Here is a 25018-nt window from a genome sequence, read left to right as displayed (position 1 = left end):
CGCCGAGTCCGGGTGGATCACCACATGGCGGGCAGCCGTTCCGGGATCCGCTTCATGAACCCGGTCCGCCACACCAGCTGCTCGATCGGCACCGCGAGGCGCAGCCGGGGCATCCGCTCCAGGAGCCGCTCCAGTGCGATCTCGGCGTGCTTGCGGCCGAGGGCGGTGGCGGGGCAGTAGTGGCTGCCGCCGCCGAAGGAGAGGTGGGCCGTGGCGTTGGCGCGGGTCAGGTCGACGGTGTGCGGGTCGGGGAAGGCGGACGGGTCGAAGTTCGCGCCCTCGACCAGCACGAGGACCAGCTCACCGGCCGCCACCCGCACGTCCCCGAGCAGGACGTCCTCGGTCGCCAGCCGCGGCAGCCCGTCGCCGATGGAGAGGTTGATGCGCAGCAGCTCGTCGACGGCCGCGGGGATCTTCCCGGGGTCCGCGACCAGCTCCTCCTGCAGCTCGGGGTGCTGGATCAGCGACACCAGGGCCATGGTCAGGAAGCCGGACGTCGAGATGACGCCCGCGCCGAACATCGTCACGCCGACCGTCGCGAGCATCTCGTCGGTGAGGTGGGCGTAGTCGGGGTCGGTGCGCAGGGCGGCGAGCTCGGCCATCAGACCCGTGGTCGCCGGGTCGTCCAGCCGCTCGGTCATGTACGCGATGTCGCGGTCCCAGTTGAGCCGGGCGCCCGTGACGGGACAGGCCGAGTTCATGAACGCGATGTCCAGGCTCCGCATCAGAGCGGGCGCGTCCGCCTGCGGGATGCCGAGGATCCGGCAGTGCATGCCCGCCGAGTACGGATCGGCGAAGCCGCCCCGCAGGTCCACGGGAGCGCCCTCGCGGACCAGGCCCTCGACGAGCTCGTCGGCGTACGACCGCAGCCACTCCACCAGCCCGGGGCTCTTCGGATTGAGGGCCTTGAGTACGGCCTTGCGCAGTCCGGCGCCGGTGATGTTCCCCATGTTGTTGACGACCTCGGGCGGGATCGTCAGCGCGTACTGGCGGGGCACGCCCGGGGCCGAGGTGTCCTTCAGGCTGAACCGCGGGTCCTCCAGGACCTGCTTGCACAGGTCGTACGAGGACACCAGCCAGGCCTCGTCACCCGCGATGGTGCGCACCCGCCGTACCGGGGTCGATGCCCGCAACTCCTCGACCTCGGCCGGGAGTTGGTCGCCCCGCCAGGAGAACGGGAAGTCGATGAGTTCCTCGGTGGGCATGGTCTCAGCGGGCATCGGTGGCTCCCTCGGCCGGCGTGACGATGGCGTGGCCCTGGTTGCGGGAGGCACGCAGCCCCGCGCCGGGCGAATAGAGCAGCTCGGCCATCGGCAGGAGCTGGTGGTAGCAGTTGAGGGAGGAGGGCACGCCCAGGATGGCGGGGGTGTCCAGGAAGAGGGGCGCCTCCGCGGTGACGTACTCCATGCACACTTCCCGCTGCCGCGCGGTCACCTCCCCTGCCTTGGTCGACAGGAAGGAGTCGACGAGTTTCTCGCAGGTCGTACGGAACTCCTCGTCGCCGGACAGCCGGGTGCGCAGGTCCTCGTGGATCTCCCGGTACGCCGGGTTGTCGCGCAGGTCGGACATGGCGTGGGCCCTGAGCCGGGTGCCGCCGGGGTCGGCGGCCTCGACGGCGGCGAGGACCTTGGCGCGTACGCCCCGCAGGTTCTTCACCGCCTTGCGGCGCGCGTCGTCGGCCGTATAGCCGGAGGCCTCGTACATCTCGGCCACGTGCAGATCGGTGTAGACGAAGTCCACGCGTGCGAAGAGGGCGAGGCCCCAGCGGGCCAGGTCGTGTATGCGTTGTGCGGAGAAGTAGCTGTTGCCGGGGGAGACGCCGATGACGGCGTGGTCGGCGGCGGTGCGGATGACCTCGCAGTGCGGGGTGAAGGGGCGGACCAGGAAGAGGTCGGCCGGTGTGACGTGCTGGATCTCGGAAACGGTCGCAGTCGTCAAGGAAGGAGAATCCTTCGCGTCGCTAGTCCCGATGGAGCCTTGTGCTCCTGGTGTGGCGACGACGACGCGAAGTTATCGGTCGGCTACTCAGAGCGTCAACGGGTGACCTGAACCACTTTGCGGACTGTTCATGTGCCAGGTGGGCAGGGGCTGGGCTGGAGCGCCGGGTCTCACCATGTGGTTTCACGGAGGCCATGACCGGGCGCTCGGTAAAATGAGCCGACACATACGGGACGAGCGAGGAGCGCACGTGGGCCTTGTCGTGCAGAAGTACGGAGGCTCCTCCGTAGCCGATGCCGAGGGCATCAAGCGCGTCGCCAAGCGAATCGTGGAAGCGAAGAAGAACGGCCACCAGGTGGTCGTCGTCGTTTCCGCGATGGGCGACACGACGGACGAGCTGATCGATCTCGCCGAGCAGGTATCTCCGATGCCGGCCGGGCGTGAGTTCGACATGCTGCTGACCGCCGGAGAGCGGATCTCCATGGCACTGCTGGCCATGGCGATCAAAAACCTGGGCCACGAGGCCCAGTCGTTCACCGGCAGCCAGGCAGGCGTCATCACCGACTCCGTCCACAACAAAGCCCGGATCATCGACGTCACGCCCGGCCGTATCCGCACGGCCCTCGACGAGGGCAACATCGCCATCGTCGCCGGCTTCCAGGGCGTCAGCCAGGACAAGAAGGACATCACCACGCTCGGCCGCGGTGGTTCCGACACGACGGCCGTCGCGCTGGCCGCCGCACTCGACGCCGAGGTGTGCGAGATCTACACCGACGTCGACGGCGTGTTCACCGCCGACCCGCGCGTGGTGAAGAAGGCGAAGAAGATCGACTGGATCGCCTTCGAGGACATGCTGGAGCTCGCCGCATCCGGCTCCAAGGTGCTGCTCCACCGCTGTGTGGAGTACGCCCGCCGCTACAACATCCCGATCCACGTCCGCTCCAGCTTCAGCGGGCTGCAGGGCACGTGGGTCAGCAGTGAGCCGATCGAGCAAGGGGACAAGAAGGTGGAGCAGGCCATCATCTCCGGTGTCGCGCACGACACCTCGGAGGCCAAGGTCACGGTCGTCGGCGTCCCGGACAAGCCGGGCGAGGCCGCCTCGATCTTCCGCGCCATCGCCGACGCCGAGATCAACATCGACATGGTCGTGCAGAACGTGTCCGCCGCCTCCACCGGGCTGACGGACATCTCCTTCACCCTCCCCAAGACCGAGGGCCGCAAGGCCATCGACGCCCTGGAGCGGGCGAAGACGGCCATCGGCTTCGACTCGCTGCGCTACGACGACCAGATCGGCAAGATCTCCCTCGTCGGCGCCGGTATGAAGACCAACCCGGGTGTCACGGCGTCCTTCTTCGAGGCGCTGTCCGACGCGGGCGTCAACATCGAGCTGATCTCGACCTCCGAGATCCGCATCTCGGTCGTCACCCGCGCCGACGACGTGCCGGAGGCCGTGCGCGCCGTGCACTCCGCCTTCGGCCTGGACTCCGACACCGCCGAGGCGGTCGTCTACGGAGGCACCGGACGCTGATGTCGGCGTCCCAGCGCCCGACGCTCGCGGTCGTGGGGGCGACCGGAGCCGTCGGCACGGTCATGCTCCAGATCCTGTCCCAGCACGCGGACATCTGGGGCGAGATCCGTCTGATCGCCTCACCGCGCTCGGCCGGCCGCAAGCTGGCCGTGCGCGGTCAGGAGGTCGAGGTGGTCGCCCTGACCGAGGAGGCCTTCGACGGGGTGGACGTCGCCATGTTCGACGTACCCGACGAGGTGTCCGCGCACTGGGCGCCGATCGCCGCGGCCAAGGGCGCGGTGGTGGTGGACAACTCGGGTGCCTTCCGGATGGATCCCGAGGTGCCGCTGGTGGTCCCGGAGGTCAATCCGCACTGCGCCCGCCGCCGGCCCCGCGGGATCATCGCCAACCCCAACTGCACGACCCTGTCCATGATCGTGGCCCTGGGCGCGCTGCACGCCGAGTTCGGGCTGCGCGAGCTGGTGGTCTCCTCGTACCAGGCGGTCAGCGGTGCGGGCCGGGCCGGGGTGGAGACCCTGCGGCAGCAGCTGTCCCTGGTCGCCGGTACGGAGTTGGGGACCAGCCCCGGTGATGTGCGGCGGGCCGTCGGCGACAACACCGGGCCGTTCCCGGAGCCGGTGGCACTGAACGTCGTGCCGTGGGCCGGGTCGTTGCGCGAGGACGGCTGGTCCTCGGAGGAGATGAAGGTGCGGGACGAGTCCCGCAAGATCCTCGGCCTGCCCCGGCTGCCCGTCGCCGTGACCTGCGTACGGGTGCCGGTGGTCACCACGCACTCCCTCACGGTCCACGCCCGCTTCCAGGGCGAGGTCACCGTCGACGGCGCCCGGGAGATCCTCGCGACCGCCCCCGGCGTCGTCCTCTTCGACGATCCGGCGGCCGGCGAGTTCCCCACGCCCGCCGATGTCGTGGGCACCGACCCGACCTGGGTGGGCCGGGTGCGGCGCGCGCTCGACGACCCCACGGCGCTCGAACTCTTCGTTTGCGGTGACAACCTCCGCAAGGGCGCGGCCCTCAACACGGCACAGATCGCGGAGCTGGTGGCGACCGAGTTCAGGTGACGGGGCGTCACGATGGTCGCGCTCCCATGACATGCCGTGTTGCGTGCAACACATCCCGAAGCAAGGGGTTACCACCGGAAAAGCCCTGGCCGTGGCCTGTTTCGTTTATAGGATCTGTGGGCGGCACGGGGTCGGGCGAAGGTCCGTACCACTTGCCCCGGACCCCTGCGGCATCCGAAGATTTCCCTCCCCGCCCTCCGCAACCGCGCGAAGGGCGGGGAGCGTCTTTGCGAACGCCCTTCGGGGGCGCGGGGATGCGCGGTGAGGCGTGGGGACGCCTCGGACATTCGGGATATAGGGGAAGAGCGGGTAGGCATGAGGGCGTTTGACGCACGGTCAGTTGCGCTGCCTGACACCAGACGGCCGGCTGCGGCACATGACGCAAAAGTGACGCCCGGCACGTACAACCCTCACGGGGGGAAACGTGTCCAACTGGCGTGGCTCAGGTTCTCGACTTCCCTGCCGCGACTCGCGGCCGACCCCGCATGCCCGGCGCGCCCGGCGGCATGCCGGTGATCGCGCCCATGCCCGCAGCGCGGCCCGCCCGCATACCGAATCAGCGTGACGGCGCCGACTACGCCGAGGACACCGCGGCCGCCGGTACGACGGTCGATCACCTCACCGAGACCTACCGCGCGCACTACCGTTCGCTGCTCGGTCTCGCCGCCCTCCTGCTCGACGACACCGCCTCCTGCGAGGACGTCGTCCAGGAGGCCTTCATCCGCGTGCACTCGGCACGCAAAAGGGTCCGCGACCCCGAGAAGACGCTCGCCTATCTGCGTCAGACGGTCGTCAATCTCTCCCGCTCCGCCTTGCGGCGCCGCATCCTGGGCCTCAAGCTCCTGTCCAAGCCGATGCCGGACATGGCGAGCGCCGAGGAGGGGGCGTACGACCAGCTGGAGCGCGACTCCCTGATCAAGGCGATGAAGGGGCTGCAGCGCCGCCAGCGCGAGGTCCTGGTGCTGCGCTATTTCGCGGACATGACCGAGGCGCAGGTCGCCGAGACGCTCGGGATATCGCTGGGCTCCGTGAAGGCGTACGGCTCCCGCGGTATCGCGGCCCTCCGCCTCGCGATGGAGGCACCGGCATGAACAAGGACGGCGAGGGACGTGGTTCCCATGACCGCCATGAGCCCTACGCATGGCACGAGCCGACGGCAACGCAAGAGCAAGAACACAGGCAATCGCACGCTGGGAACGGAACTGTGAACCACGGCCCCGACGACCAGAGCCCCGAGGACGGGCTCGACTCGGACGAGCTGGCTCTGCGCAGGATGCTGCACCAGGCGGTGCAGACGGTCGAACCGCGCGACGGCACACTGGACCACCTGCGGCGCGCCGTACCCGCACGGCGCGCCCGCAAGCGACAGGCCGTCGTCGGCATGGCGGCCGCCGCGCTGTTCATCGGCACCGCCGTCCCGGCCCTGGTGCACGTCTCCAACTCCACCGGCTCCGACGTCAACCCGTCCGTGGCCGGCCAGGCCTCGCAGGCACAGGGCGGAGCGAGCCAGGGAAAAAACACGGACGGCAGTGAGAGCACTGCCGGCGGCAACTCGGGCAAGTCCCCGGGCAAGGGCAAGGGTGACCCGAAGGGCGACGGCAAGAGCAAGGGAACCGGTACGGGCACGGGCGGCGCCGGCACCGACCCCTCGGCCACCAGCGCCTCCGGTGCCCCCGTGTGCAGGTCCGACCAGTTCGGCTCGCCCACCGAGTCCGTCGCCGCGCCGGACGCCCAGGGCGCGGTCTACGGCACCTTCCGCGTCGTCAACGTCTCCACCTCCGCCTGTACCGTCGGCGGCGTCGGCACCGTGAGCGCGCTCGCGCAGGGCGCCGCGGACGCCACCAAGATCTCCACGGCACGGCATGTGCTGGGGGACGCCGCGGCCGGCCTGCCCGAACCGTCGACCGAGATCACCGGGCTGCAGTTGCAGCCGGGTGCGGCCTACGAGGTGAAGTTCGCCTGGATCCCCTCGGCGACCTGTCCCACCACGGGCGGGTCCACCGACGGCGGCTCCAGCCCCAGCCCCAGTCCCACCCCGACCCCCGACGCCGGCACCTCCTCCGGCACCACCTCCACCGGCACGGACAGCGGCGTCACCACCCAAATGATGACGGCGGACGGCACAGCCCAGGGCAGCGTGGTCGTCTCCCACACCACGGCAGCCGGCTCCCCAACGATCTCGGCGACCGTGTCCAACGCGTGCGCGGGGACGGTCATCTACACAGGGGTGCTGCCGGGGGCATAGAGCCTTCGCCGTAGCCTGCCAGGGCAGTCGCGCCGCTCCGCCTTAGCCTGCGGGCAGTCGTGCCCCCGGCCATAGCTTGCAGGGGACAGCCCGCGCCCCAGCCTTAGCCTGCTGGGGTAGTGGTGCCACTTCGCCGTAGCCGGCGGGCAGTCGTGCCCCCAGCCTTAGCCTGCTGGGGTAGTGGTGCCGCTCCGCCGTAGCCTGCGGACAGTCGTGCCCCCCGCCGTAGCTTGCAGGGGACAGCCCGCCGCCCCGCCGTAGCCTGCCGGGGCAGTGGTGCCACTTCGCCTTAGCCTGCTGGGGTAGTGCTGCCGCTCCGCCTTAGCCTGCCGGGCAGTCGTGCCACTTCGCCGTAGCCTGCCGGCCGTAGCTTGCAGGGGACAGCCCGCGCCCCGCCGTGGCCTGGCCGGGGCAGTGGTGCCACTTCGCCGTAGCCTGCCGGGCAGTCGTGCCCCCAGCCGTAGCATGCTGGGGTAGTGGTGCCGCTCCGCCTTAGCCTGCGGGCAGTCGCGCCCCCGCCGTAGCTTGCAGGGGACAGCCCGCCGCCCCGCCGTAGCCTGCCGGGCAGTCGTGCCACTCAGCCCTAGCCTGCGGGCAGTCGCGCCACCCCGCCCTAGCCTGCCGGGCAGTCGTGCCACTCCGCCGTAGCCTGCTGGGGCAGTCGTGCCACTCAGCCCTAGCCTGCGGTGCAGTCGTGCCACTTCGCCGTAGCCTGCCGGGCAGTCGTGCCACTCAGCCCTAGCCTGCCGGGGCAGTTGCGCCGCCCCGCTCTAGCCTGCGGGCAGTCGTGCCGCTTAGGGCGGCACGGGTGGGCGCAGGCGGCACCCCGCGAGCGCGGGCAAGTGACACCGCCCCCGAGGCCGCAGCGCCGGTGCAGCCGAAACCGGGCTCAGGCGGCAACGCCCTCTTCCTCGGCCACCAGCCCCATCTCCGCATCCCGCGCGAACTCCGCCTCACGCCGCAGCAACCGGAACCACATGAAGACCACAAACCCGGCGAAGACAAACCACTCCCCGGTGTAACCAAGGTTCTGGAACGCCTTCAGGTCGAGCCCGGAGTCCGCAGGCGCCGTCGCCGGCACGGCAGTCATCCCGCCGTCGGCCTTGTCCAACGTGACCCACGCGTCATACACGTCGTACGGCACAAGATTCACCAGCGAGGCCGAACTGATCGCCGCGGTCTGCCCGGCCGGCAGCCCACCCTGAGCGCTCACCCCGTTGTCCCCGGGCGTCTCGGACGCCTGCAGCGCACCGGTGACGGTGACCTCACCGGCGGGCGCGGCGGGCGCCTTCGCCGCGTCGGCGGCACCCGGCAGCCAGCCCCGCACCACGGGCAGCGCCTTTCCGCCGTCGGTGCGCAGCAGCGTCAGCACGTAGAAACCGCGCTTGCCGTCGAGCTGCCGGTCGGGCACGAGCAGCTGCTTGCCGTACCGCCCGGTCGCGGTGACCTGCCGGCCGGACGTCGCCTTGTTCACCGGCAACAGCTCCCGCAGCGGCCGCGCCGCCTCGTGCCGGTCCGTCGTGACCTGCTCGGTCGCGTCCCGATGGGCCTGCACCCGGTCCTCGAACCGGCTCAGCTGCCACGACCCCATGAAGATGCAGAAGGGAATGGCGAGCAGCACGAAGACGTTGATCCCCCACCAACGGGGCGTCAGCAGAAACCGGTACACGCTGTCAACGGTACGGGGCGGCCGCGCCGGCCTCGGCCGCGGGGTTCGGACAATCAGCCCCTGGCCGCCCGCAGCGGGTACATCAGCGGAATCCGCGGCCGGTCCGCCGGAAGCCGGAAGTACCCGTCCCGCTGCTCGAAGGCCTCGAACCGCCGGAACAGCGAGACGTCGTGCTCGTGCAGGAACTCGATGCGCAGCCCCGCCGCCACGAGCGCGGAGACGACCTCGCCGAGCGGGTGCGTCCACTCCACGGTCCGGTTGTGGACGGTGGCGGTGCTCTCCGCCGCATATGTGCCGGGGAGGTCTTGGACCTGCGGCCCGCGGTCGAAGTAGTCCCGCACGACCCGCGAGCCGGTCTCGTCGTTTCGAGGACGTCGGTCAGCGGATGGAACTCGGCGAGATAGAGGAACCCGCCGGGCGCCACGAGCCCCGCGGCCGTCTCGACCCAGCGCCGGATGTCGGGCAGCCGGCACGGCGCACCGGTGCCGGTGCCGGTGCTAGACGATTTCGTACGTGGAATCCGGCAGCGCGCAGGCCGCGTCGTACACGTCGGACGTGACGAACTCCGCCCGCTCGGGGCCGAGGCCGAGGTCGGCGGCGAGACCGCGGGCGACCGCCACGGCCGGTTCGGAGAAGTCCAGGCCTACGACGCGGGCGGCGCCGTGCCGGGCCCAGGACAGGGTGTCGGTGCCGAGGTGGCACTGCAGATGCAGCAGCGACTTGCCGGTCACGTCGCCGACCTCGGCCAGCTCGAACGCACGCAGCGGGTCCTTGCCGGCCCGGAATCCGTCGAGGCCGTAGTAGCTGCCTGCGGTGTGCAGCGGCACTCTCTCGTCCCAGTTGGCGCGATTGCTCTCGCGCCAGTCGGCGGGGGTGGGGCAAGGGCTGCGGGAGGACATGAGCCGAGCTTTCTGACCTGCTTGGACGTGCGTTCGGTAAATGCCCGGTAGAAGTTATCCACAGGCTGGGGGCCTCGCCAGCGGATTGTCTGTGGGGGCAGGCACTATGGGGCCATGACTGAGAGCAACGCCTCCGCCGCGCCGGAGCGGAACGAGGACATGCCGGACTGGGAGAAGCGCTTTCGGGCGCCGCGGGTGTCGCTGCCCGACTGGGCGGAGGACGCACCGGAGCGCTCCCTGTTCGTGTCGAATGCGACGGGGACGTACGAGCTGTACGCCTGGGACCGGGCCACGGGCGGACAACGCCAGGTCACGGACCGTCCGAACGGCACGACGGAGGGCCTGCTCTCGCCCGACGGCGCATGGATCTGGTGGTTCGACGACAAGGACGGCGACGAGTTCGGCGTCTGGCGCAGACAGCCCTTCGACGGCGGTGAGAACGAGCTGGCGGCGCCCGGCCTGGAGGCCTCCTACCCGGCGGGGCTGGCCCTCGCCCGGGACGGCCGCACGGCGATCGTCGGCCGCTCCACGGACGAGGACGGTACGACGATCCATCTCGCGCGCACCGGCGAGGACCCGGTGGAGATCTACCGCCACCGCGAGTCGGCGGGCGTCGGCGACCTCTCCCACGACGGTTCGCTGATCGCCATCGAGCACACGGAGCATGGCGACGCCATGCACTCCGCCCTGCGTGTCCTGCGCCCCGACGGCACGGCGGTCGCCGAGCTCGACGACACCAAGGGGGGCACGGCCGAGCTGGGCCTGGAGGTGCTGGGCTTCGCCCCCGTCGAGGGCGACGCCCGGCTGCTCATCGGCCACCAGCGCCGCGGCCGCTGGGAGCCCCTGGTGTGGGACGTGGCGACGGGCGAGGAGACCGACCTGGCCCTGGAGCTGCCCGGCGACGTGAGCGCCGAGTGGTACCCGGACGGCACCGGCCTGCTCATCGTGCACAGCTTCGAGGCCCGCAGCGAACTGTTCCGGTACGACCTGGCGAGCCGCGCCCTGACGCAGATCCCCACCCCGCCCGGCACGGTCTCCGGTGCGACGGCCCGCCCCGACGGCAGCGTGGAGTACCTCTGGTCCTCGGCCGCCGAACCGTCGGCGGTCCGCTCGACCACGGGCGCGGTCGTCCTCGACCCGCCGGGCATGAAGTCCCCGGGCTCGGTGCCGGTGGAGGACGTGTGGGTGGACGGCCCCGGCGGCCGTATCCACGCCCTGGTCCAGAAGCCGCAGGGCGTCGTCGGCCCCCTGCCCACGGTCTTCGACATCCACGGCGGCCCCACCTGGCACGACAGCGACGCCTTCGCGGCGGGCCCGGCGGCCTGGGTCGACCACGAGTACGCGGTGATCCGCGTCAACTACCGCGGCTCCACCGGCTACGGCCGCGCCTGGACCGACGCCCTCAAGCACCGCGTCGGCCTCATCGAACTGGAGGACATCGAGGCGGTCCGCGCCTGGGCGGTCGACTCCGGCCTCGCCGACCCCGACCGCCTCATCCTCACCGGCGGCTCCTGGGGCGGCTACCTCACCCTCCTCGGCCTCGGCACCCAGCCGAGCGCCTGGACGCTCGGCATCGCGGCGGTCCCGGTCGCCGACTACGTCACGGCGTACCACGACGAGATGGAGGCCCTGAAGGCCATGGACCGCACCCTCCTCGGCGGCACCCCTGAGGAGGTCCCCGAACGCTTCGAGGCCTCGTCCCCCCTGACCTACGTCGACCAGGTCAGAGCCCCGGTCTACATCTCGGCCGGCGTCAACGACCCCCGCTGCCCCATCCGCCAGATCGAGAACTACGTCAAACGCCTCGAAGCCCGCGGCGCGACCCACGAGGTCTACCGCTACGACGCGGGCCACGGTTCCCTGGTGGTGGACGAGAGAATCAAGCAGGTCCGCCTGGAACTGGAATTCGCGGAACGCCACTTGGCGTAGCGAGGACAATCGCGCCACCGTGGCTGCTGGCGTTCACCCCGCCGCAGCCTGCGGCCGGTCGCGCCGCCGTGGCCTGAGGGCAGTGGTGTTGCGTGGCGCGCGGCCGGTCGTGCTGCTGTGGCCTGCGGCCGGTCGTGTGGCCGTGGCTTGCGGGCGTTCGTGTTGGCGTGGCCTGCGGCCACTCGTCCCGCCGCAGCCTGCGGCCGGTCGCGCCGCCGTGGCCTGAGGGCAGTGGTGTTGCGTGGCGCGCGGCCGGTCGTGCTGCTGTGGCCTGCGGCCCGTCGTGTGGCCGTGGCTTGCGGGCGTTCGTGTTGGCGTGGCCTGCGGCCACTCGTCCCGCCGTGGCCTGCGGCCGGTCGCGCCGCCGTGGCCTGAGGGCAGTGGTGTTGCGTGGCGCGCGGCCGGTCGTGCTGCTGTGGCGTGCGGCCGGTCGTCCCGCCGTGGCCTGCGGGCAGTGGTTGCCGTCGCGGCGCCGCTCCCGCTGACGTAGCTGCGGGCAGTCGTGCCGCTAGGGCGGCACGGGTGGGCGCAGCGGCACCCGGCCGGCGCCGGCCAGCGAACCCACCCCGCCCCAGCCCCCGCGCCGGCCAGCGAACCCAGCCCCGCCGCCGGGTCCCGCGCCGGCCAGCGAACCCAGCCCCGCCGCCGGGTCCCGCTCAAGCCCCCGCTCGCTCCCGCGGCCGCCGCCCCAACAGCTCCGCCAACCCCCGCCGAGTAGCCGCCAGCACCACCCGGTCCGACCCCTTCAGCACCCGCCCGTCCGGCAGATCCCACACCAGCCCCGACCCCGAAACCGCCCGCACGTCCTCATACCCCTCCCCGGCGGCCGCCCCTCCGTCCAAGACCCTCGTATCCAGCGCCAACACCCGCCAGGCCCCCGCCCGAAACGCCTCCGCCACCGTCTTCCCCTCCAGCTGCGGATGCCCGGCCACATCCATCGCGGCAAACAGCAGCACCCGCCGCTCCACCGGAATCGCCCCCAGAATCTGCCGCCCCATCATCGCCCCGGCAAAAGCGGGCGCCGCCAGATGGGACACACTGCGACTCCGTGTGGAGGCACGCGGATGAGCAGCCCGCAGCGTGCGGTACACGGCGGTCGCGAAGTCGTCGTCGTACAGCCGCAGCACGACCCGCAGATCGGGCCGCACGGACCGTGCATACAGCGCGGCCTCGAGATTCGTCGTGTCCGCACTGGTCACCGCCAGCAGCGCATGCGCACGGTGGATCTTGGCGGCCTCCAGAACGCCCTCCTGGGTGACGTCCCCGAGCACCACAGGAACCCGCAGCCGCCGCGCCGTGGCCAGCCCCCGGGCATCCGGGTCGGACTCGACGCACACCACGGGGATGTTCAGCTCCCGCAGCCTGGTCAGCACCCGCGTACCGATCTTGCCGAGCCCGAGGAGGACCACATGCCCACCCAGCCCCCGCGGCGGCTTCCGCAGCGCGGACGCCGTCCGGAAGGTGCCCAGCGCCTCCAGCACCGCCGCCAGCAGCACCGGCAGCAGCAGCAACCCCGTCAGCCCGGACAGAAGCTGAAGGATCTGCCGCCCGACGGGCTCCCCGATGGCGGGGTTGTCGATGGCGAAGAGATCGAGCAGCGTCAGATAGAACGCGCTCAGCGGATGCACCCCCGTCACCAGCCACAACGCCACCGCGAGCGCGACCACGCACCCCACCATGCCCGCCAGCGACCACCGCAGCCGCCGCGAGAACAGCGAGGAGAACGCCACAGCCCCGCGGGCCGGGGGCAGTTGGGGCCCGGCGTACGACACCTGCTCCAGTACGACGGTCCCGCGGCCGGTCGCGGCGCGGACCGCCGCCGCGTCGGGCAGCAGCTCCGGCCCCTGCTCGGCGCCGCTGTCGGCGCCGTCCGTGGACAGCAGCGCCAGCGTGGCCAGCCCCGGCCGGGCCAACTGCCCCGCGAGCGGCGTCCGTTCCACCGCCCGCAGCAGCAGCCCGTCGGTCTGTACGACCTTGCTGGTGCCGGCGACGGCGGTGGCGGCCAGCGCGGGCGCGGCCGTATCGGCGTCGGAGAGCACGGTGGTGGAGGTGTCACTGCCTGCGGAGCCGCCGTCGCCGGTCGCCAACGCGGCCGCCTGGTCGAGGAGTTCCTCGATGTGCTGGCCGAGCCGGCGGTTGTAGAGCCTGAGGACGAGCCGCAGCCGGGGGTTGAGCCGGCGGGCGGTGAGGGCGGCACGGATGTTGGTCTCGTCGTCGTCGTACACGAGCGCCAGCGCGGCGGCCCGCTCCACGCCCGCCGCGCCGAGCACCTCCTCGGTCGCCTCGGCGGCCTCCACGACCTGGGCGTTCGCGACGGGTTCGGCGGCGGCGCCGTTGGCCCGGCTGACGGCCGCGTTGACCATCCGGTCGAAGAGTGCCGCCGTGGTCGCCCGCGCGCGCCCGACCACCGGCGGTCGCACCCCGCGGTCGGCGGGCGGCACGACGAGCGTGACCTGTTCGCCGTACACACCCCGCAGTTCGGCGGCCAGCCGATGCGCCAGTCCGTCGTCACCGCACACCACCATGTGCGCCGACACGTCACCACTCGCCACACCTTGATTCGGAACGCTCCCCACGAGGGAGAAGAGTGCCTCACCGGGAGAGGTGGTTCCAGCAGCAACCGAGCGCAGTCACCGAACAGTCACTGAACGAACGCCCCTTCCCCGCCGTATGGATGGGGAGGGAAACCAGCGCCCTCACGCACCACCGGAGGTACCACGCCCGTGGCCATCACCAAACCAGCCCCCACGGGGGCGGACAGCCATGAGCCGGTCGCCGGCCTTCCCGCCACGAGGCCACCCGACCCGAAACCGTCCGACCCGAAACCGTCCGAGTCGAAACCTTCCGAGTCGAAACCGTCCGAGTCGAAGTCCCCGCTCGTCCTGACGATGCTGCTGCTCCTGCTGGTGCTGCTCCAGGGCCCCATCCGCGGAGCGCTCTCCGCACCCGTCATGCAGAGCTGGATGACGGTGTTCGTGGCCGTGCTCGTGCAGGCGCTGCCCTTCCTGGTGCTCGGGGTGCTGCTCTCGGCGGCGATCGCGGTGTTCGTGCCGCCGGCGTTCTTCGCGCGTGCCCTGCCCAGTCGGCCCGCCCTCGCGGTGCCGGTCGCCGGGATGGCGGGCGCGATGCTACCGGGCTGCGAGTGCGCGTCGGTGCCGGTGGCCGGAGCGTTGGTGCGCCGGGGTGTGACCCCCGCGGCGGCCCTCGCCTTCCTCCTGTCCGCCCCGGCGATCAACCCGATCGTGCTGACGGCGACCGCGGTGGCCTTCCCCCGCAACCCCGAGATGGTCGTGGGCCGTTTCGTCGCCAGTCTGCTCGTGTCGTGCGTGATGGGCTGGCTGTGGCAGCGCCTCGGCCGCACGGACTGGCTGCGCACACCGGAACGCTCCCACTACGAAGGCCCGAGCAAAGGCGCCGCCTTCTGGAACTCGGTCCGGCACGACGTGATGCACGCGGGCGGTTTCCTGGTGCTGGGCGCGATGGCCGCCGCGACGCTCAAGGCCGTGGCCCCGGCGAGCTGGCTGCGCACGGCCGCCGAGAACCCCCTGGTGGCGATCCTCGCGCTCGCCGTCCTCGCGGTCCTGCTGTCGATCTGCTCGGAGGCGGACGCGTTCGTGGCGGCATCGCTGACCCAGTTCTCGCTGACGGCCAAGCTGACGTTCCTGGTGGTGGGCCCCATGATCGACCTCAAGCTGTTCGCGATGCAGGCCGGCACCTTCGGCCGCGGCTTCGCCCTGCGCTTCGCCCCCGCCACCTTCGCCCTCGCGATCGCCGGCGCGGTCCTGACCGGGGCGGTGCTCCTGTGAACCGGCAAGCCCAGGCGGCGGTCTTGTTCCTGACCGGCGCGGCCCTGCTGCACGCCGGTTTCACCAACCTCTACCTGCGCTACGTCAAGGCCGGACTGCAACCGCTGCTGCTGGCCTCGGGCGCGATACTGATCGTGACGGCGCTGGCGACGGTCTGGTACGAGTGGCGCAGCCGCAAGAGCGGCGAAACCCACGAGCACGGCGGCGAGGCCCATGACCATGGAGAGGGTCATGTCCACCGCGAACCCCGCATCTCCTGGCTCCTCGTCCTCCCCCTCCTCGCCCTGATCCTGGTCGCCCCGCCCGCCCTCGGCTCCTACAGCGCGATGCGCACGGGTACGGCCCTGCAGCAGCCGTACGGCTTCGACAAGCTGCCCGCCTCCGGCCCGCTCGACCTCAACGTGGTCGACTACGCGACCCGCGCCGTCTACGACCGCGGTCGGCACATAGCGGGCCGCCCGATCAGGATCACCGGCTTCGTCGCTCTCGACCGCACCGGCGCCCCCTACCTGGTGCGCATGGCCCTCAACTGCTGTGCCGCGGACGCCCAGCCGGTGAAGATCGCCCTGACCGGCACCATCCCGCCGGTCCTGCAGCCGGACAAGTGGCTCCAGGTGACCGGGACCTATACCGCCCAGCAGACCAAGGACCCCGTCAACAACGGCCCCATACCGTACTTCCGCGTCACGGCGGCGACACCGGTGCCGACGCCGAAGGATCCGTACGACGAGTCGTGGAACAACTGACCCTGGACAACTCACTCTGGATATCTGACGGGTCGTCAGTTACCGTCGCCTGCTGTGCAGCCTGACAGCAGGCGAGGGAAACGGGTGAACGAAGGGGTGAGCGCAGTGGAGACCACGACACGTCCCGCCAGTCCGCAGCCGACCGGGGCTCCCCGCTGGGTCGCGCAGTTCTACCGGCCCTCCTCGGCCTCCTGGGGGGTGTGCGCCGAGGCCTCGCAGCGCGCTCCCGTGCAGTACGCGCTCGGCGAGATGGCCCACACCGTGCGGGCGCGCGGCGGTGACTTCGCGGTCGACCTGTGGGGTCCGAAGGACGGTGGGTGGCAACGCTTCGACGTGTCGACCGCGACCACGAACGCCACGACGCCAAAGCCGCCGTCCGCCGGCCCCGAGGAGCCGAGGACGCTGACGGACCGGATGAGCGGCCGAAGGCAGCAGGTGCTCATGGCCGGGCTGGGTAAGGCGGGGCTCTACGACCTCGCACCGGACGACCATGCAGCCGTACAGGCCCTCGTCGAGCGGCTCGACGAGACCACGGTGCGCAAGGTCGCCCAGTGGCTGAGTGCCGGGAGGGCATGAGAATGCCCGACCGCTGGCGACGGGGGATGCACCAGCGATCGGGCTGTGGCCAAGCGTAACAAGGCCGCGGGCCCGACGGGAGTCGGCTGTTCTGCCGCGTCGCGGGGATGTGGCCCAGATCACTGGGTCGGCCCCGTTGACCAGGGCTGCCACCAGCACTTCCACGGATCGGACTACGGGCCGCACGGAGGCTTGTACGAGAGCCGTGGCAGATATTCGTGCCATTTCTCCGGTGTCAGCACGCCCTGTGTGGCCGAGCAGATGTGCCGGATCGCGTCGTCCGTGTCCAGGTTCCACAGCCGCACGGTGTCGGCGCCGCTCGACACCCCCAGCAGATGGCTCCTGGGGCTGAACGAGAGGAAGTTGCCGGTCTTGGCGTTGGGGCTCATGGACTGCCCGATGGGGGCGGCATCCGAGGGGTTCGCCACGTTCCAGAGGCGGACGGTGTTGTCGTTGCCGCCGCTGGCCAGGGTGCGGCCGTCCTGGCTGAGGGTGAGCGACATGACCGCTTCGGTGTGTCCGGTCAAGGGGTCGCCGACCTCGGTCGCCTCGCGGGGGTCGGTGACCTTCCACAGCCGGACCGTGTCGTCGTCGCTGCCGCTGACCAGCGTGGAGCCGTCCGGGCTGTAGACGAGGACGTTGACCGGTCCGTCGTGCCCCGTGAGGGGTGTGCCGAGGGCGGAGACACGGCGGGGGTCGGTGACGTTCCAGAAGCGGATCGTGGCGTCCGCGCTGCCGCTGGCGAGGGTGTGGCCGTCCGGACTGAAGACGAGGCTGTTGATGAAGCCCTTGTGACCGGTGAGCGGTGGGCCGAACCTGCCGGCACGGGACGGGTCGGCGACGTTCCACAGCTGGATGGTGCGGTCGTCGTAAGGGCTCGCCAGGATGCGTCCGTCCGGGCTGAAGGCCAGGGCGTGGGTGCCTGTGAAGCGGGTCCGCATGGCAAGGGGTGCCCCGTAGGGGACCGGCCGGGCCGGGTCGGTCACGTTCCACAGGTACAGCTGCTTGCGGCCGCTCAGTACGGCGAGCGTGCGGCCGTCGGGGGAGAAGGCCAGCTGGCGCTGGCCCCCGTCCGCGGGCATGAACGGTTTGCCCATCGCCACGGGCCGGCCGGGGACCTTCACGTTCCACAGCCGGATCCGCCCGTCGCGCGCGGCCATGGCGAGCACCCGCCCGTCCGGTCGGAACGCTCCGAAGGCGCCGATCATGTCCGAGGTCGGCACGGACCACAGGCGGACCTTGCTGTCGCCGCTGCCAGTGGCGAGGGTGCGGCCGTCGGGACTGAAGCCCACGGCGTACATCTCGCCGCTGCCGCCCGCGAGCGGCTCGCCGACCTGGGAGGGGGAAGCCGGATCCCTGACGTTCCACAGGCTCGCCGTGCTGTCCGCGCTGCCGGCCGCGAGCATGCCGCCCTTCGGGCTGAAGGCCACCGACCACACGGGACCGGTGTGGCCGGCGAGCGGCGAGCCGAGCTCGGTGGCATTGTGCGGGTCGGTGACGTCCCAGAGCCGGATGGTGTCGTCCGCGCTGCCGCTGGCGAGGGTGTGGCCGTCGGGGCTGAAGGCCACCGAGTGCACGGTGTCCGTGTGGCCCTTCAGCACCCTGTCGACGGGCTTGGGACGGTGCGGATCGGACATGTCCCAGAGCATGATCGTGTCGTCGTCGCCGCCTGCTGCCAGCAGCCGGCCGTCGGGGCTGAAGGCCACGGACCGCACGGCGGCGGAGTGCCCGGTCAGGGCACCGAGCGCCGTGGGCCGGCCCGGGTCGGTCATGTCCCACAGCCGTACGGTGTGGTCCTCGCCGGCAGCGGCGAGCGTGCGGCCGTCGGGGCTGAAGGCGAGCAGATAGATCGTGCCGGTGTCGGCGGCCGGGGGCGTGCCGAGCGGTCTGGGGTGCGCCGGATCCCGGACGTCCCACAGCCGGACGGTGCCGTCGTCGCCGGCGCTGGCCAGCAGCTTCCCGTCCGGGCTGAAGAGGGCGGTGCTCACCCAGCTGGTGTTGCCGGTGAGCGGCTTGCCCAGTGGCTTCGGGTGCGAGCGGTCGCTGACGTCCCACAGCCGGACCGTGCGGTCGTAGCTGGCGGTGGCGAGGACCTTGCCGTCGGGGCTGAAGGAGGTGAGGTAGACGGCGCCGGTGTGGCCGAGGAGCGGCGTGGCCAGCGGCGCGTTCACGATCGAGACCAGCCGGTTGTTGGTGCCCGCGTCGTCCGGCCGCAGATCGTGGGCGACCAGGTCCAGCTGGGCGGAGAGCGAGGGGTCGGTGTACTGGACACGGTCGGCCTCCGCGACCACCTGCTCGAACACCGCGTCATTGCGCTGCTGCCAGGCCATGACCGCCGCGCCGACCGCCAGCACCGACATGACGACCAGCGCGGCCACCGCCCCGCGCCGCATCACCAGGGTGCGCTTGCGCAGCCGTACCGAAGCGGCCAGGAACTCCACCGCGCTGCGGGTGAGGAAGGTGTCGCCGGCGGTCTTCGCCCAGGTGCGGGCCTGGGCCAGCCGCGAACCGCGGTACAGCAGCGAGGAGTCGCGGTCCGAGCCCTCCCAGGCCCTGCCGTCCTCCTCCAGCTGCTGGCGCAGCAGATGGTCGTTGCGGCCCTCGTCGATCCAGTCGCGCAGCCGCGGCCAGGCGGTCAGCAGCGCCTCGTGGGTGATCTCCACGGTCTCCGCGTCGAGCGTCACCAGCCGGGCGCGGACCAGCGCCTCCAGCGACTCCTCCGTCTTGCCGGGGTCCGTCGACTCCTGCGCCAGCTGCCGCCGGGTCCCCCGACGGCGGGTGGCCTGGGTGTCCTCGCCGAGCCGGACCAGCCGCAGCAGCAGCAGTCGCGCGGCCGTACGGGCGGGCGGGTCCAGGCTCGACCAGGCCCGCTCGGCGGTCGCGGCCACCGCGCCCTGGATGCCGCCCGCCGCCCGGTAACCGGCCAGCGTCAGCCGCCCCGCCTTCCGCCGCTGCCAGGTGGCGAGCAGCGCATGGGAGAGCAGTGGCAGCACCCCGGCGTCGTGCGCCCCGCGCGGCCCGTCGGCGCTCACCTCCCGGACGATCAGCTCCGCGAGCCCCGGTTCGAGTTCGAGGCCCACCGCCTTGGCCGGCCCGGTCACCGCCTCGCGCAGCTCGGCGGTGCTCAGCGGCCCGAGCACCATGTGCCGGTGCTGCAGCGCGTCGGCCAGTTCGGGATAGCGCAGGCACTGCTCGTAGAAGTCGGCGCGGATCCCGAGGACCACGAGCAGGGCGGCCGGGTCTTCCGCTCCCGCGGACGAGCACGCGGCGTGCAGGAGCTGCACGAACGCGTGCCTGCCCGCCTCGTCGGCGCAGAGAGTGAAGGCCTCCTCGAACTGGTCCACGATGAGGACCGGCCGCTCACCGGAGGGCGCCTCGCGCCGGGCCCACTCGGCGACGGCAGCCCGGACGGCGCGCGCGAACGCCGGAGTGCCGGGTTCCGCTGCCCCGGAGCCGTCCGCTTCGGACATGACGGGGCCGAGTTCCGGGATGCACCGGGTCAGCTCCCCGACGGGATCTGCTCCCGGCACGAGCTGTACGACCGTCCTCGGCCGGCTGTCGTCGCCGCCCAGTGCGCCGTTCTGCGCGGCGGGCACCAGCCCGGCGTTGAGCAGGGACGACTTCCCCGCCCCAGAGGCACCGACGAGCATGACCAGACCACCGGTCTTCTCCGCCGTCTGCAACTGGTCGACCAGGGCGTTGGTGCTGCGCTCCCGGCCGAAGAACCACCTGGCGTCCTCCTGCCGGTAGGAGGCCAGCCCCCGGTACGGGCACACACTGGGGACTGCCGGATCCTCCACCGGAGGCCGCTCATCCACTTCGGCTGTCGCGGCGGGACGGTCACCGGCGGGGTCGGCCAGGGCACGCTCCCACAGCCGCTGCCACTGCCCCAGGTCGTACAGACCGGCGGAGACCGGCGTCGGACGCGCCCGCCGGGCCTGCGGGATCAGGACGTGCAGCACCGCGGTGAGCGCGGCGAACTGGGCCGGCACGTTCTTGGCCCGCCGCCAGTCGCTGATCCGCTGGGCGGAGACCCGTACGGGCCGCCCCCGCTCGTCCACCCGCTGAAGCTGGACGACCGCCTCGGCCACCCGCGCGAGAGGAGGGTTGCCCGCCTCCTTGTAGAGCAGAGCGAGCCGCTCCGCGAAGGCAGTACGTGCCCCTGAGTCGGAACCCAAGGCCTCCACCCCTTACTCCCCCCGCGCTTGGACATCCGGACCGGAAAACTCACTTTATACGGCTGACCTGCGGCGAAAGCCTCCGGACCGGCACCGGAATCTCCTCACGCGAAGCCACAAATGGCAGGATCACGACGCAAGGGCGAACCCGTCGGGCACCGTCCGTGCAGGCCATCAGCTCAGCGCTCAGGACGACAGCGCACGGCGCCGAACCTTCTCCGCCAGGCTTTTGCGGAAGCCACGGGACGGCGGCGCCGGACCCATCGCCCGAGCCTCAGAGATCCGCGCCGTTCGACACCGGTCCCCACGAGGGGAGGGACCGGAGCCGAACGGCGCGGAGTGCTTTTGATCACCGTGTGGCTGATTCGCTGTCATGTCGATCACTTTCGGGGACTATTTTGATCATCATTGACCCTCTCTTGCATCAGCCGTCACCGACGTGACCTACGCTCCGCTCACTTCCCCAGTTCCGCAGGGGCTCTTTTTTTCGTTCCGGGGGGTTCGAAACCACCGTGCGCACCCGCACTCTGACCGCCGCGAGCGCACTCGCGGTCCTTTTCGGCTCGACCGCGCTGGCTCTCACCTCGGCCGCACCCGCGCTGGCCGACTCCAGCACCGTCCTGCCGGTCACCTCGACCGGTGACGTCGTCGTGGACGGCGTACACCAGCGGGTGTTCATCAGCGACCCGAAGAGCGGCAAGGTCGTCGCGACCGACTACAGCGGCACCGTCGTCGGCACGGTCGAATCGCTGCCCGGCGTCCGCGGCCTGGAGCTCTCCGCCGACTCCGGCACCCTGTACGCGGCCGTCGCCGGCGCGAACGCCATCGTGGCCATCGACACGGCTACCGCCACTGAGACCCACACCTACCCGACGGGTGACGGCACCGACCCCGAGTACGTGGCCTACACGGGCGGCAAGCTCTGGTTCGGCTACGGCGGCGCGGCCAACGGCAACATCGGCTCGCTCGATCTGAGCGGCACCGACCCGGTCGTGGCCCTGAACCAGGACGGGAACACCTTCTACCAGGCGCCGATCCTGGACGCCTCGCCCGGCGCTCCGGGCACTGTGGTGGCGGGCGCACCTGGCCAGAGCCCGGTCGAACTCGCCGTGTACGACGTCTCGTCGGGCACCGCGAGCCGTACCGCGTACGCCTTCGACCCGGGCAGCACCGGCGGCGGCAACCTGCGCGACCTCGCGGTCACACCGGACGGCAAGGACGTCGTCACGGCCAGCGGGTCGCCGTACTACCAGGCCGTCTACAAGCTCTCCGACCTGACGGCGGACGGCAAGTACGAGACCACCAACTACCCCGACGCCGTGGACATCGCGCCGAACGGTGATGTGGCCGCGGGCACCGACTCCGTCTACGGCTCCGACGTCCACCTCTTCAAGGCGGGCGCCTCGACGCCCACCCGGGAGTACGACCTCCCCAGCTCCACCGGCGGCACCGCCTCGGACGAGCTGGCCGGCAGCGGCCTGGCCTGGGCACCGGACGAGAGCAAGCTGTTCGCGGTGTCGTACGACAGCAACAACACCTACTCGCTGCGGATCTACGACGACCCGCTGAAGGCCGCCGCCACCCTGACGGCCACCGCCCCGGCCACCGCGCCCCGCGCCAAGCCGCTGACAGTCACGGGCAAGCTGACCTCGGACGTGTCCTTCCCGCCCGGCACGACGGTCTCCGTCCGCCGCACGGACGACGAATCCCCGTCCGGGAAGCTGCTCGGCGCGGCGACGGTCGGCGCCGACGGCTCGTACTCCTTCGCCGACACCCCGCCGGCCGGCGGCCAGGTCACCTACACGGTCGGCTACGCGGGCGACGACTACCACGCGAGCGCCACCGCCACCAGCACGGTGGACGTCACGAAGACGACGACCGCCCTGACCCTGGACGACAACGGCAAGGTCTACTCGTACAACACCCAGGTCAAGTTCACGGCGCACCTGGGGACGACGTACAAGAACCGGACCGTCGAGATCTACGCCGACCCGTACGGCGGTGACAAGCCCAACAAGCTGGTCGAGTCCGGCGCGGTCGACTCCTTCGGGAACCTGTCCGTGAGCCTCTACCTGACCCGCGACACCAAGCTGACCGCCAAGTTCACGGGCGACACCCGCTCCGCGCCCGCGACGGTCACGAGCACGGTGGGCGCTCGGGTCCGGGTCTCGACCGCGCTCAGCGGCTACTACAAGACCCAGACGGCGTGGAACCAGACGTACCGCTACTTCCACAAGTCCAAGGAACCCGTCTTCGACACGACGATGACGCCGTACCCGAACCGCAAGTACCGGGTCGAGGTGCAGGGTTACTACCAGGGCGCCTGGCGCGCCACGCACAGCGCGTACCTCGTCCTCGGCTCGGACGGCCGGGACACCCTCGAACTCAGCGGCACCCCGCCGACGGGCGTCCGCTTCCGCATCCGCTCGTCCTACATCGACACGGCGTCGGGCGACAACGTGAACTCGACGACCTACGGGACGTGGAAGTACTTCATCTTCACGAGCTGAGACCGGCCGCTTCTCGCCACACGTGTGCTGACAGACCCGCACGTGTGCTGACAGACAAGGAAACCGTGCGAATACCCCCCCTTCGTGACACGTTCGGAACCTGTGCCGCGATAGCGGTCTCCGTTCTCCTCCTCGCGGCGGCGTCTCCCGCCTCCGCCCGCCCCGACGCCGCGCCCGGGACGGCGCCGGCCGCGTCGCCCGGGCCCGACGCGGGCCGGGGAAAGGCATGGACGAGTGCGGAGGCCGAGAAGTTCTGGACCCCCGAGCGGATGGCCCGGGCCACCCCGGACAGCCCGCGCGGCGAGGCCCCGGCCGGAGGGAAAGCCGAATCCCTCGTGCAGGGTGCGGCCGCGCCGAAGAACGGCGTCTACTTCGCCGGTGTCCCCACGGTCGGCACCTTCTTCCACTACGTGAGGGACCCGGCCACCGACCAGCTGACGGGACGTTTCTGTTCCGCGAGCGTCGTCGACAGCCCGCAGGGCGACGTCATCCTGACCGCCGCGCACTGCTCCGGCGGCTCCAAGGGCATGTTCGTGCCCCGCTACGACGGCAGCGCGAACAACCCCGCCCCCTACGGTCGCTTCGCGGTGCAGAGCTGGGTCCGTGACGCGCGCTGGTACCAGGCCGCAGGCCACCCCACCCGCGACGCCTACTCCGACTTCGACTACGCCTTCGCCGTGGTCGCCGCCAACGGGCGAGGACAGAGCGTGCAGAAGGCCGTCGGCGCGGCGCTCCGACTCGGCCAGGTGAACGGCCAGTACAAGCAGAACGTCACCGTCATCGGCTACCCCGGCAGCCACAACCCGCAGAACCGGCCCTTCATGTGCGCCGGTGTCACCACCCGCCAGCTGCCCGGCTACCACCAGATGCGCATGGACTGCGGAGGCTTCTACGGGGGCACCTCCGGAAGCCCCTGGATCACCGGCCTGAACAAGAGCACCGGCAGCGGAACCGTCATCGGCAACCTCGGCGGCTACTACGGCGGCGGCCTGGAGAACAACAGCGACCGCATCTCGTTCTCCACGACCTTCGACCAGCGGGCCCTCGAGATCTACTCAGCCGCGCAGAACAACACCACTCCGACCCAGTACCCGCGCGGCTACAGCATGTACCCGACCGGCGGGGGCCGATGGCAGCAGGCCATGAAGACCGCCTCCGGCGACTACACCGGCGACGGCAGGACCGACATGATCGTCGTCTGGTCGGACGGCGAAGTCACCCTCTACACCGGAGACGGCAACGGCGGCTTCTCCGGCGAACACCAGATCGCGAAGTCCTCGACCTGGACCCACGCCAAAACCATCGCCGGCGGGGACTTCGACGACAACGACGCCTCCGACCTCATGGTGGTCTGGTCGGACGGCGAAGTCACCCTGTACACCGGGGACGGCAAAGGCGGCTTCGCCGGGGAGACCCAGCTGGCCAAGCCCAGCAGCACCTGGAAGAGCGCCGTCCAGATCACCGCCGGACGCTACAGCGCCAACCCGTCGCCCGACGACGTCATGGTCCGCTGGACCGACGGCGAGACCACCCTCTACACCGACGTCGACAGCCGCGGATTCCTCAACGAACGCCGGCTGCAGCCGCCCAACGACACCTGGCGCCACGCCACCCTGCTCGCCGCCGGAAACTTCACCGGAGGCGCCAACTGGGACGTCCTGGTGCGCTGGTCCGACGGCGAACTGAGCCTCTACCGCGACTCCTCCGCCTCCGGCGTGGGAACGGAGATCCAGCTGAAGTCGTCCAACACACTGTGGACCCACGCCGCCGTCATGACCGCCGGCGCCTACACACCCGGCGAACCCGACGACCTGCTCGTGCGCTGGTCCGACGGCGAGACGAGTCTCTTCACCGACACCACGACGACCCTCGGCAGCGAACACATGCTCGTCCCGCCGAAGGCCGGCTGATCACCTTTCAGGAAGGCGAGGTACCC

At 71.2% G+C, this 25018-nt stretch carries 15 protein-coding genes and 1 pseudogene; 10 read left to right on the top strand and 6 right to left on the bottom strand.

The window, feature by feature from the left end; all coding sequences use genetic code 11:
* Positions 1-17: 17 nt before the first annotated feature.
* Together ABD355_RS39530 and ABD355_RS39525 are read right to left on the bottom strand one after the other, a co-directional pair.
* A complete protein-coding gene (locus tag ABD355_RS39530) occupies positions 18-1220 on the bottom strand; it encodes a cytochrome P450 (protein WP_344405975.1) in 1203 nt (400 codons plus the stop codon).
* Entirely contained in the window at positions 1210-1938 is a 729-nt protein-coding gene (locus ABD355_RS39525) for a cyclodityrosine synthase (protein WP_344405973.1), read from the bottom strand. The genes ABD355_RS39530 and ABD355_RS39525 overlap by 11 nt, the downstream gene beginning before the upstream one ends.
* A gap of 250 nt (positions 1939-2188) precedes the next feature.
* Between ABD355_RS39525 and ABD355_RS39520 the strand changes: the two genes are divergently transcribed.
* From ABD355_RS39520 to ABD355_RS39505, 4 genes are all read left to right on the top strand, one after another.
* Positions 2189-3466, top strand: a complete 1278-nt coding sequence (locus tag ABD355_RS39520; protein WP_344405972.1) for an aspartate kinase — start codon at positions 2189-2191, stop codon at positions 3464-3466.
* On the top strand, positions 3466-4524 hold the full coding sequence (locus tag ABD355_RS39515; protein WP_344405971.1) for an aspartate-semialdehyde dehydrogenase: 1059 nt from the start codon (positions 3466-3468) through the stop codon (positions 4522-4524). Before ABD355_RS39520 ends, ABD355_RS39515 begins: the two co-directional genes overlap by 1 nt.
* Positions 4525-5009: 485 nt before the next feature.
* On the top strand, positions 5010-5615 hold the full coding sequence (locus ABD355_RS39510) for a SigE family RNA polymerase sigma factor (protein WP_123966511.1): 606 nt from the start codon (positions 5010-5012) through the stop codon (positions 5613-5615).
* Positions 5616-5728: 113 nt separating this feature from the next.
* The gene (locus tag ABD355_RS39505; RefSeq protein ID WP_425585838.1) at positions 5729-6769 is read left to right on the top strand and encodes a hypothetical protein; all 1041 of its coding nucleotides are present in this window, start codon (positions 5729-5731) and stop codon (positions 6767-6769) included.
* A gap of 889 nt (positions 6770-7658) precedes the next feature.
* On the opposite strand, the gene ABD355_RS39500 is transcribed toward ABD355_RS39505, so the two are convergent.
* On the bottom strand, positions 7659-8438 hold the full coding sequence (locus tag ABD355_RS39500; protein ID WP_344405968.1) for an SURF1 family protein: 780 nt from the start codon (positions 8436-8438) through the stop codon (positions 7659-7661).
* Between the two features lie 53 nt (positions 8439-8491).
* Positions 8492-9337: pseudogene (locus ABD355_RS39495) on the bottom strand (class I SAM-dependent methyltransferase).
* Positions 9338-9451: 114 nt separating this feature from the next.
* On the opposite strand from ABD355_RS39495, the gene ABD355_RS39490 reads away from it, so the two are divergent.
* Positions 9452-11266, top strand: a complete 1815-nt coding sequence (locus ABD355_RS39490; RefSeq protein WP_344405967.1) for a S9 family peptidase — start codon at positions 9452-9454, stop codon at positions 11264-11266.
* A gap of 656 nt (positions 11267-11922) precedes the next feature.
* Here the strand turns inward: ABD355_RS39490 and ABD355_RS39485 are convergent.
* A complete protein-coding gene (locus ABD355_RS39485) occupies positions 11923-13791 on the bottom strand; it encodes an NAD-binding protein (RefSeq protein ID WP_344406123.1) in 1869 nt (622 codons plus the stop codon).
* 198 nt (positions 13792-13989) lie between these two features.
* Here ABD355_RS39485 and ABD355_RS39480 point away from each other — a divergent pair, with 198 nt between their 5' ends.
* From ABD355_RS39480 to ABD355_RS39470, 3 genes are all read left to right on the top strand, one after another.
* Positions 13990-15072, top strand: a complete 1083-nt coding sequence (locus ABD355_RS39480) for a permease (RefSeq protein WP_344405966.1) — start codon at positions 13990-13992, stop codon at positions 15070-15072.
* Entirely contained in the window at positions 15069-15818 is a 750-nt protein-coding gene (locus tag ABD355_RS39475; RefSeq protein ID WP_344405965.1) for a TIGR03943 family putative permease subunit, read from the top strand. Before ABD355_RS39480 ends, ABD355_RS39475 begins: the two co-directional genes overlap by 4 nt.
* 105 nt (positions 15819-15923) lie before the next feature.
* Entirely contained in the window at positions 15924-16394 is a 471-nt protein-coding gene (locus ABD355_RS39470) for a hypothetical protein (protein ID WP_344405964.1), read from the top strand.
* 173 nt (positions 16395-16567) lie between these two features.
* Here ABD355_RS39470 and ABD355_RS39465 read toward each other — a convergent pair whose 3' ends face one another.
* Positions 16568-20581 carry an nSTAND1 domain-containing NTPase gene (locus ABD355_RS39465; RefSeq protein ID WP_344405963.1) on the bottom strand — a complete coding sequence of 1338 codons (4014 nt, stop codon included), beginning with the start codon at positions 20579-20581 and terminating at the stop codon, positions 16568-16570.
* Positions 20582-21084: 503 nt separating this feature from the next.
* Between ABD355_RS39465 and ABD355_RS39460 the strand changes: the two genes are divergently transcribed.
* Both ABD355_RS39460 and ABD355_RS39455 read left to right on the top strand, forming a co-directional pair.
* Positions 21085-23082 carry an Ig-like domain repeat protein gene (locus ABD355_RS39460; RefSeq protein WP_344405962.1) on the top strand — a complete coding sequence of 666 codons (1998 nt, stop codon included), beginning with the start codon at positions 21085-21087 and terminating at the stop codon, positions 23080-23082.
* Between the two features lie 65 nt (positions 23083-23147).
* Positions 23148-24992: a trypsin-like serine peptidase gene (locus ABD355_RS39455; RefSeq protein ID WP_344405961.1), complete on the top strand. Its 1845-nt coding sequence runs from the start codon at positions 23148-23150 to the stop codon at positions 24990-24992.
* Positions 24993-25018 lie beyond the last annotated feature (26 nt).

The organism is Streptomyces longisporus, assembly GCF_039532765.1.
GTDB lineage: Bacteria > Actinomycetota > Actinomycetes > Streptomycetales > Streptomycetaceae > Streptomyces > Streptomyces longisporus.
Note: the sequence above shows the minus strand (reverse complement) of the source record. Positions and strands in the feature narration are given on the sequence as shown.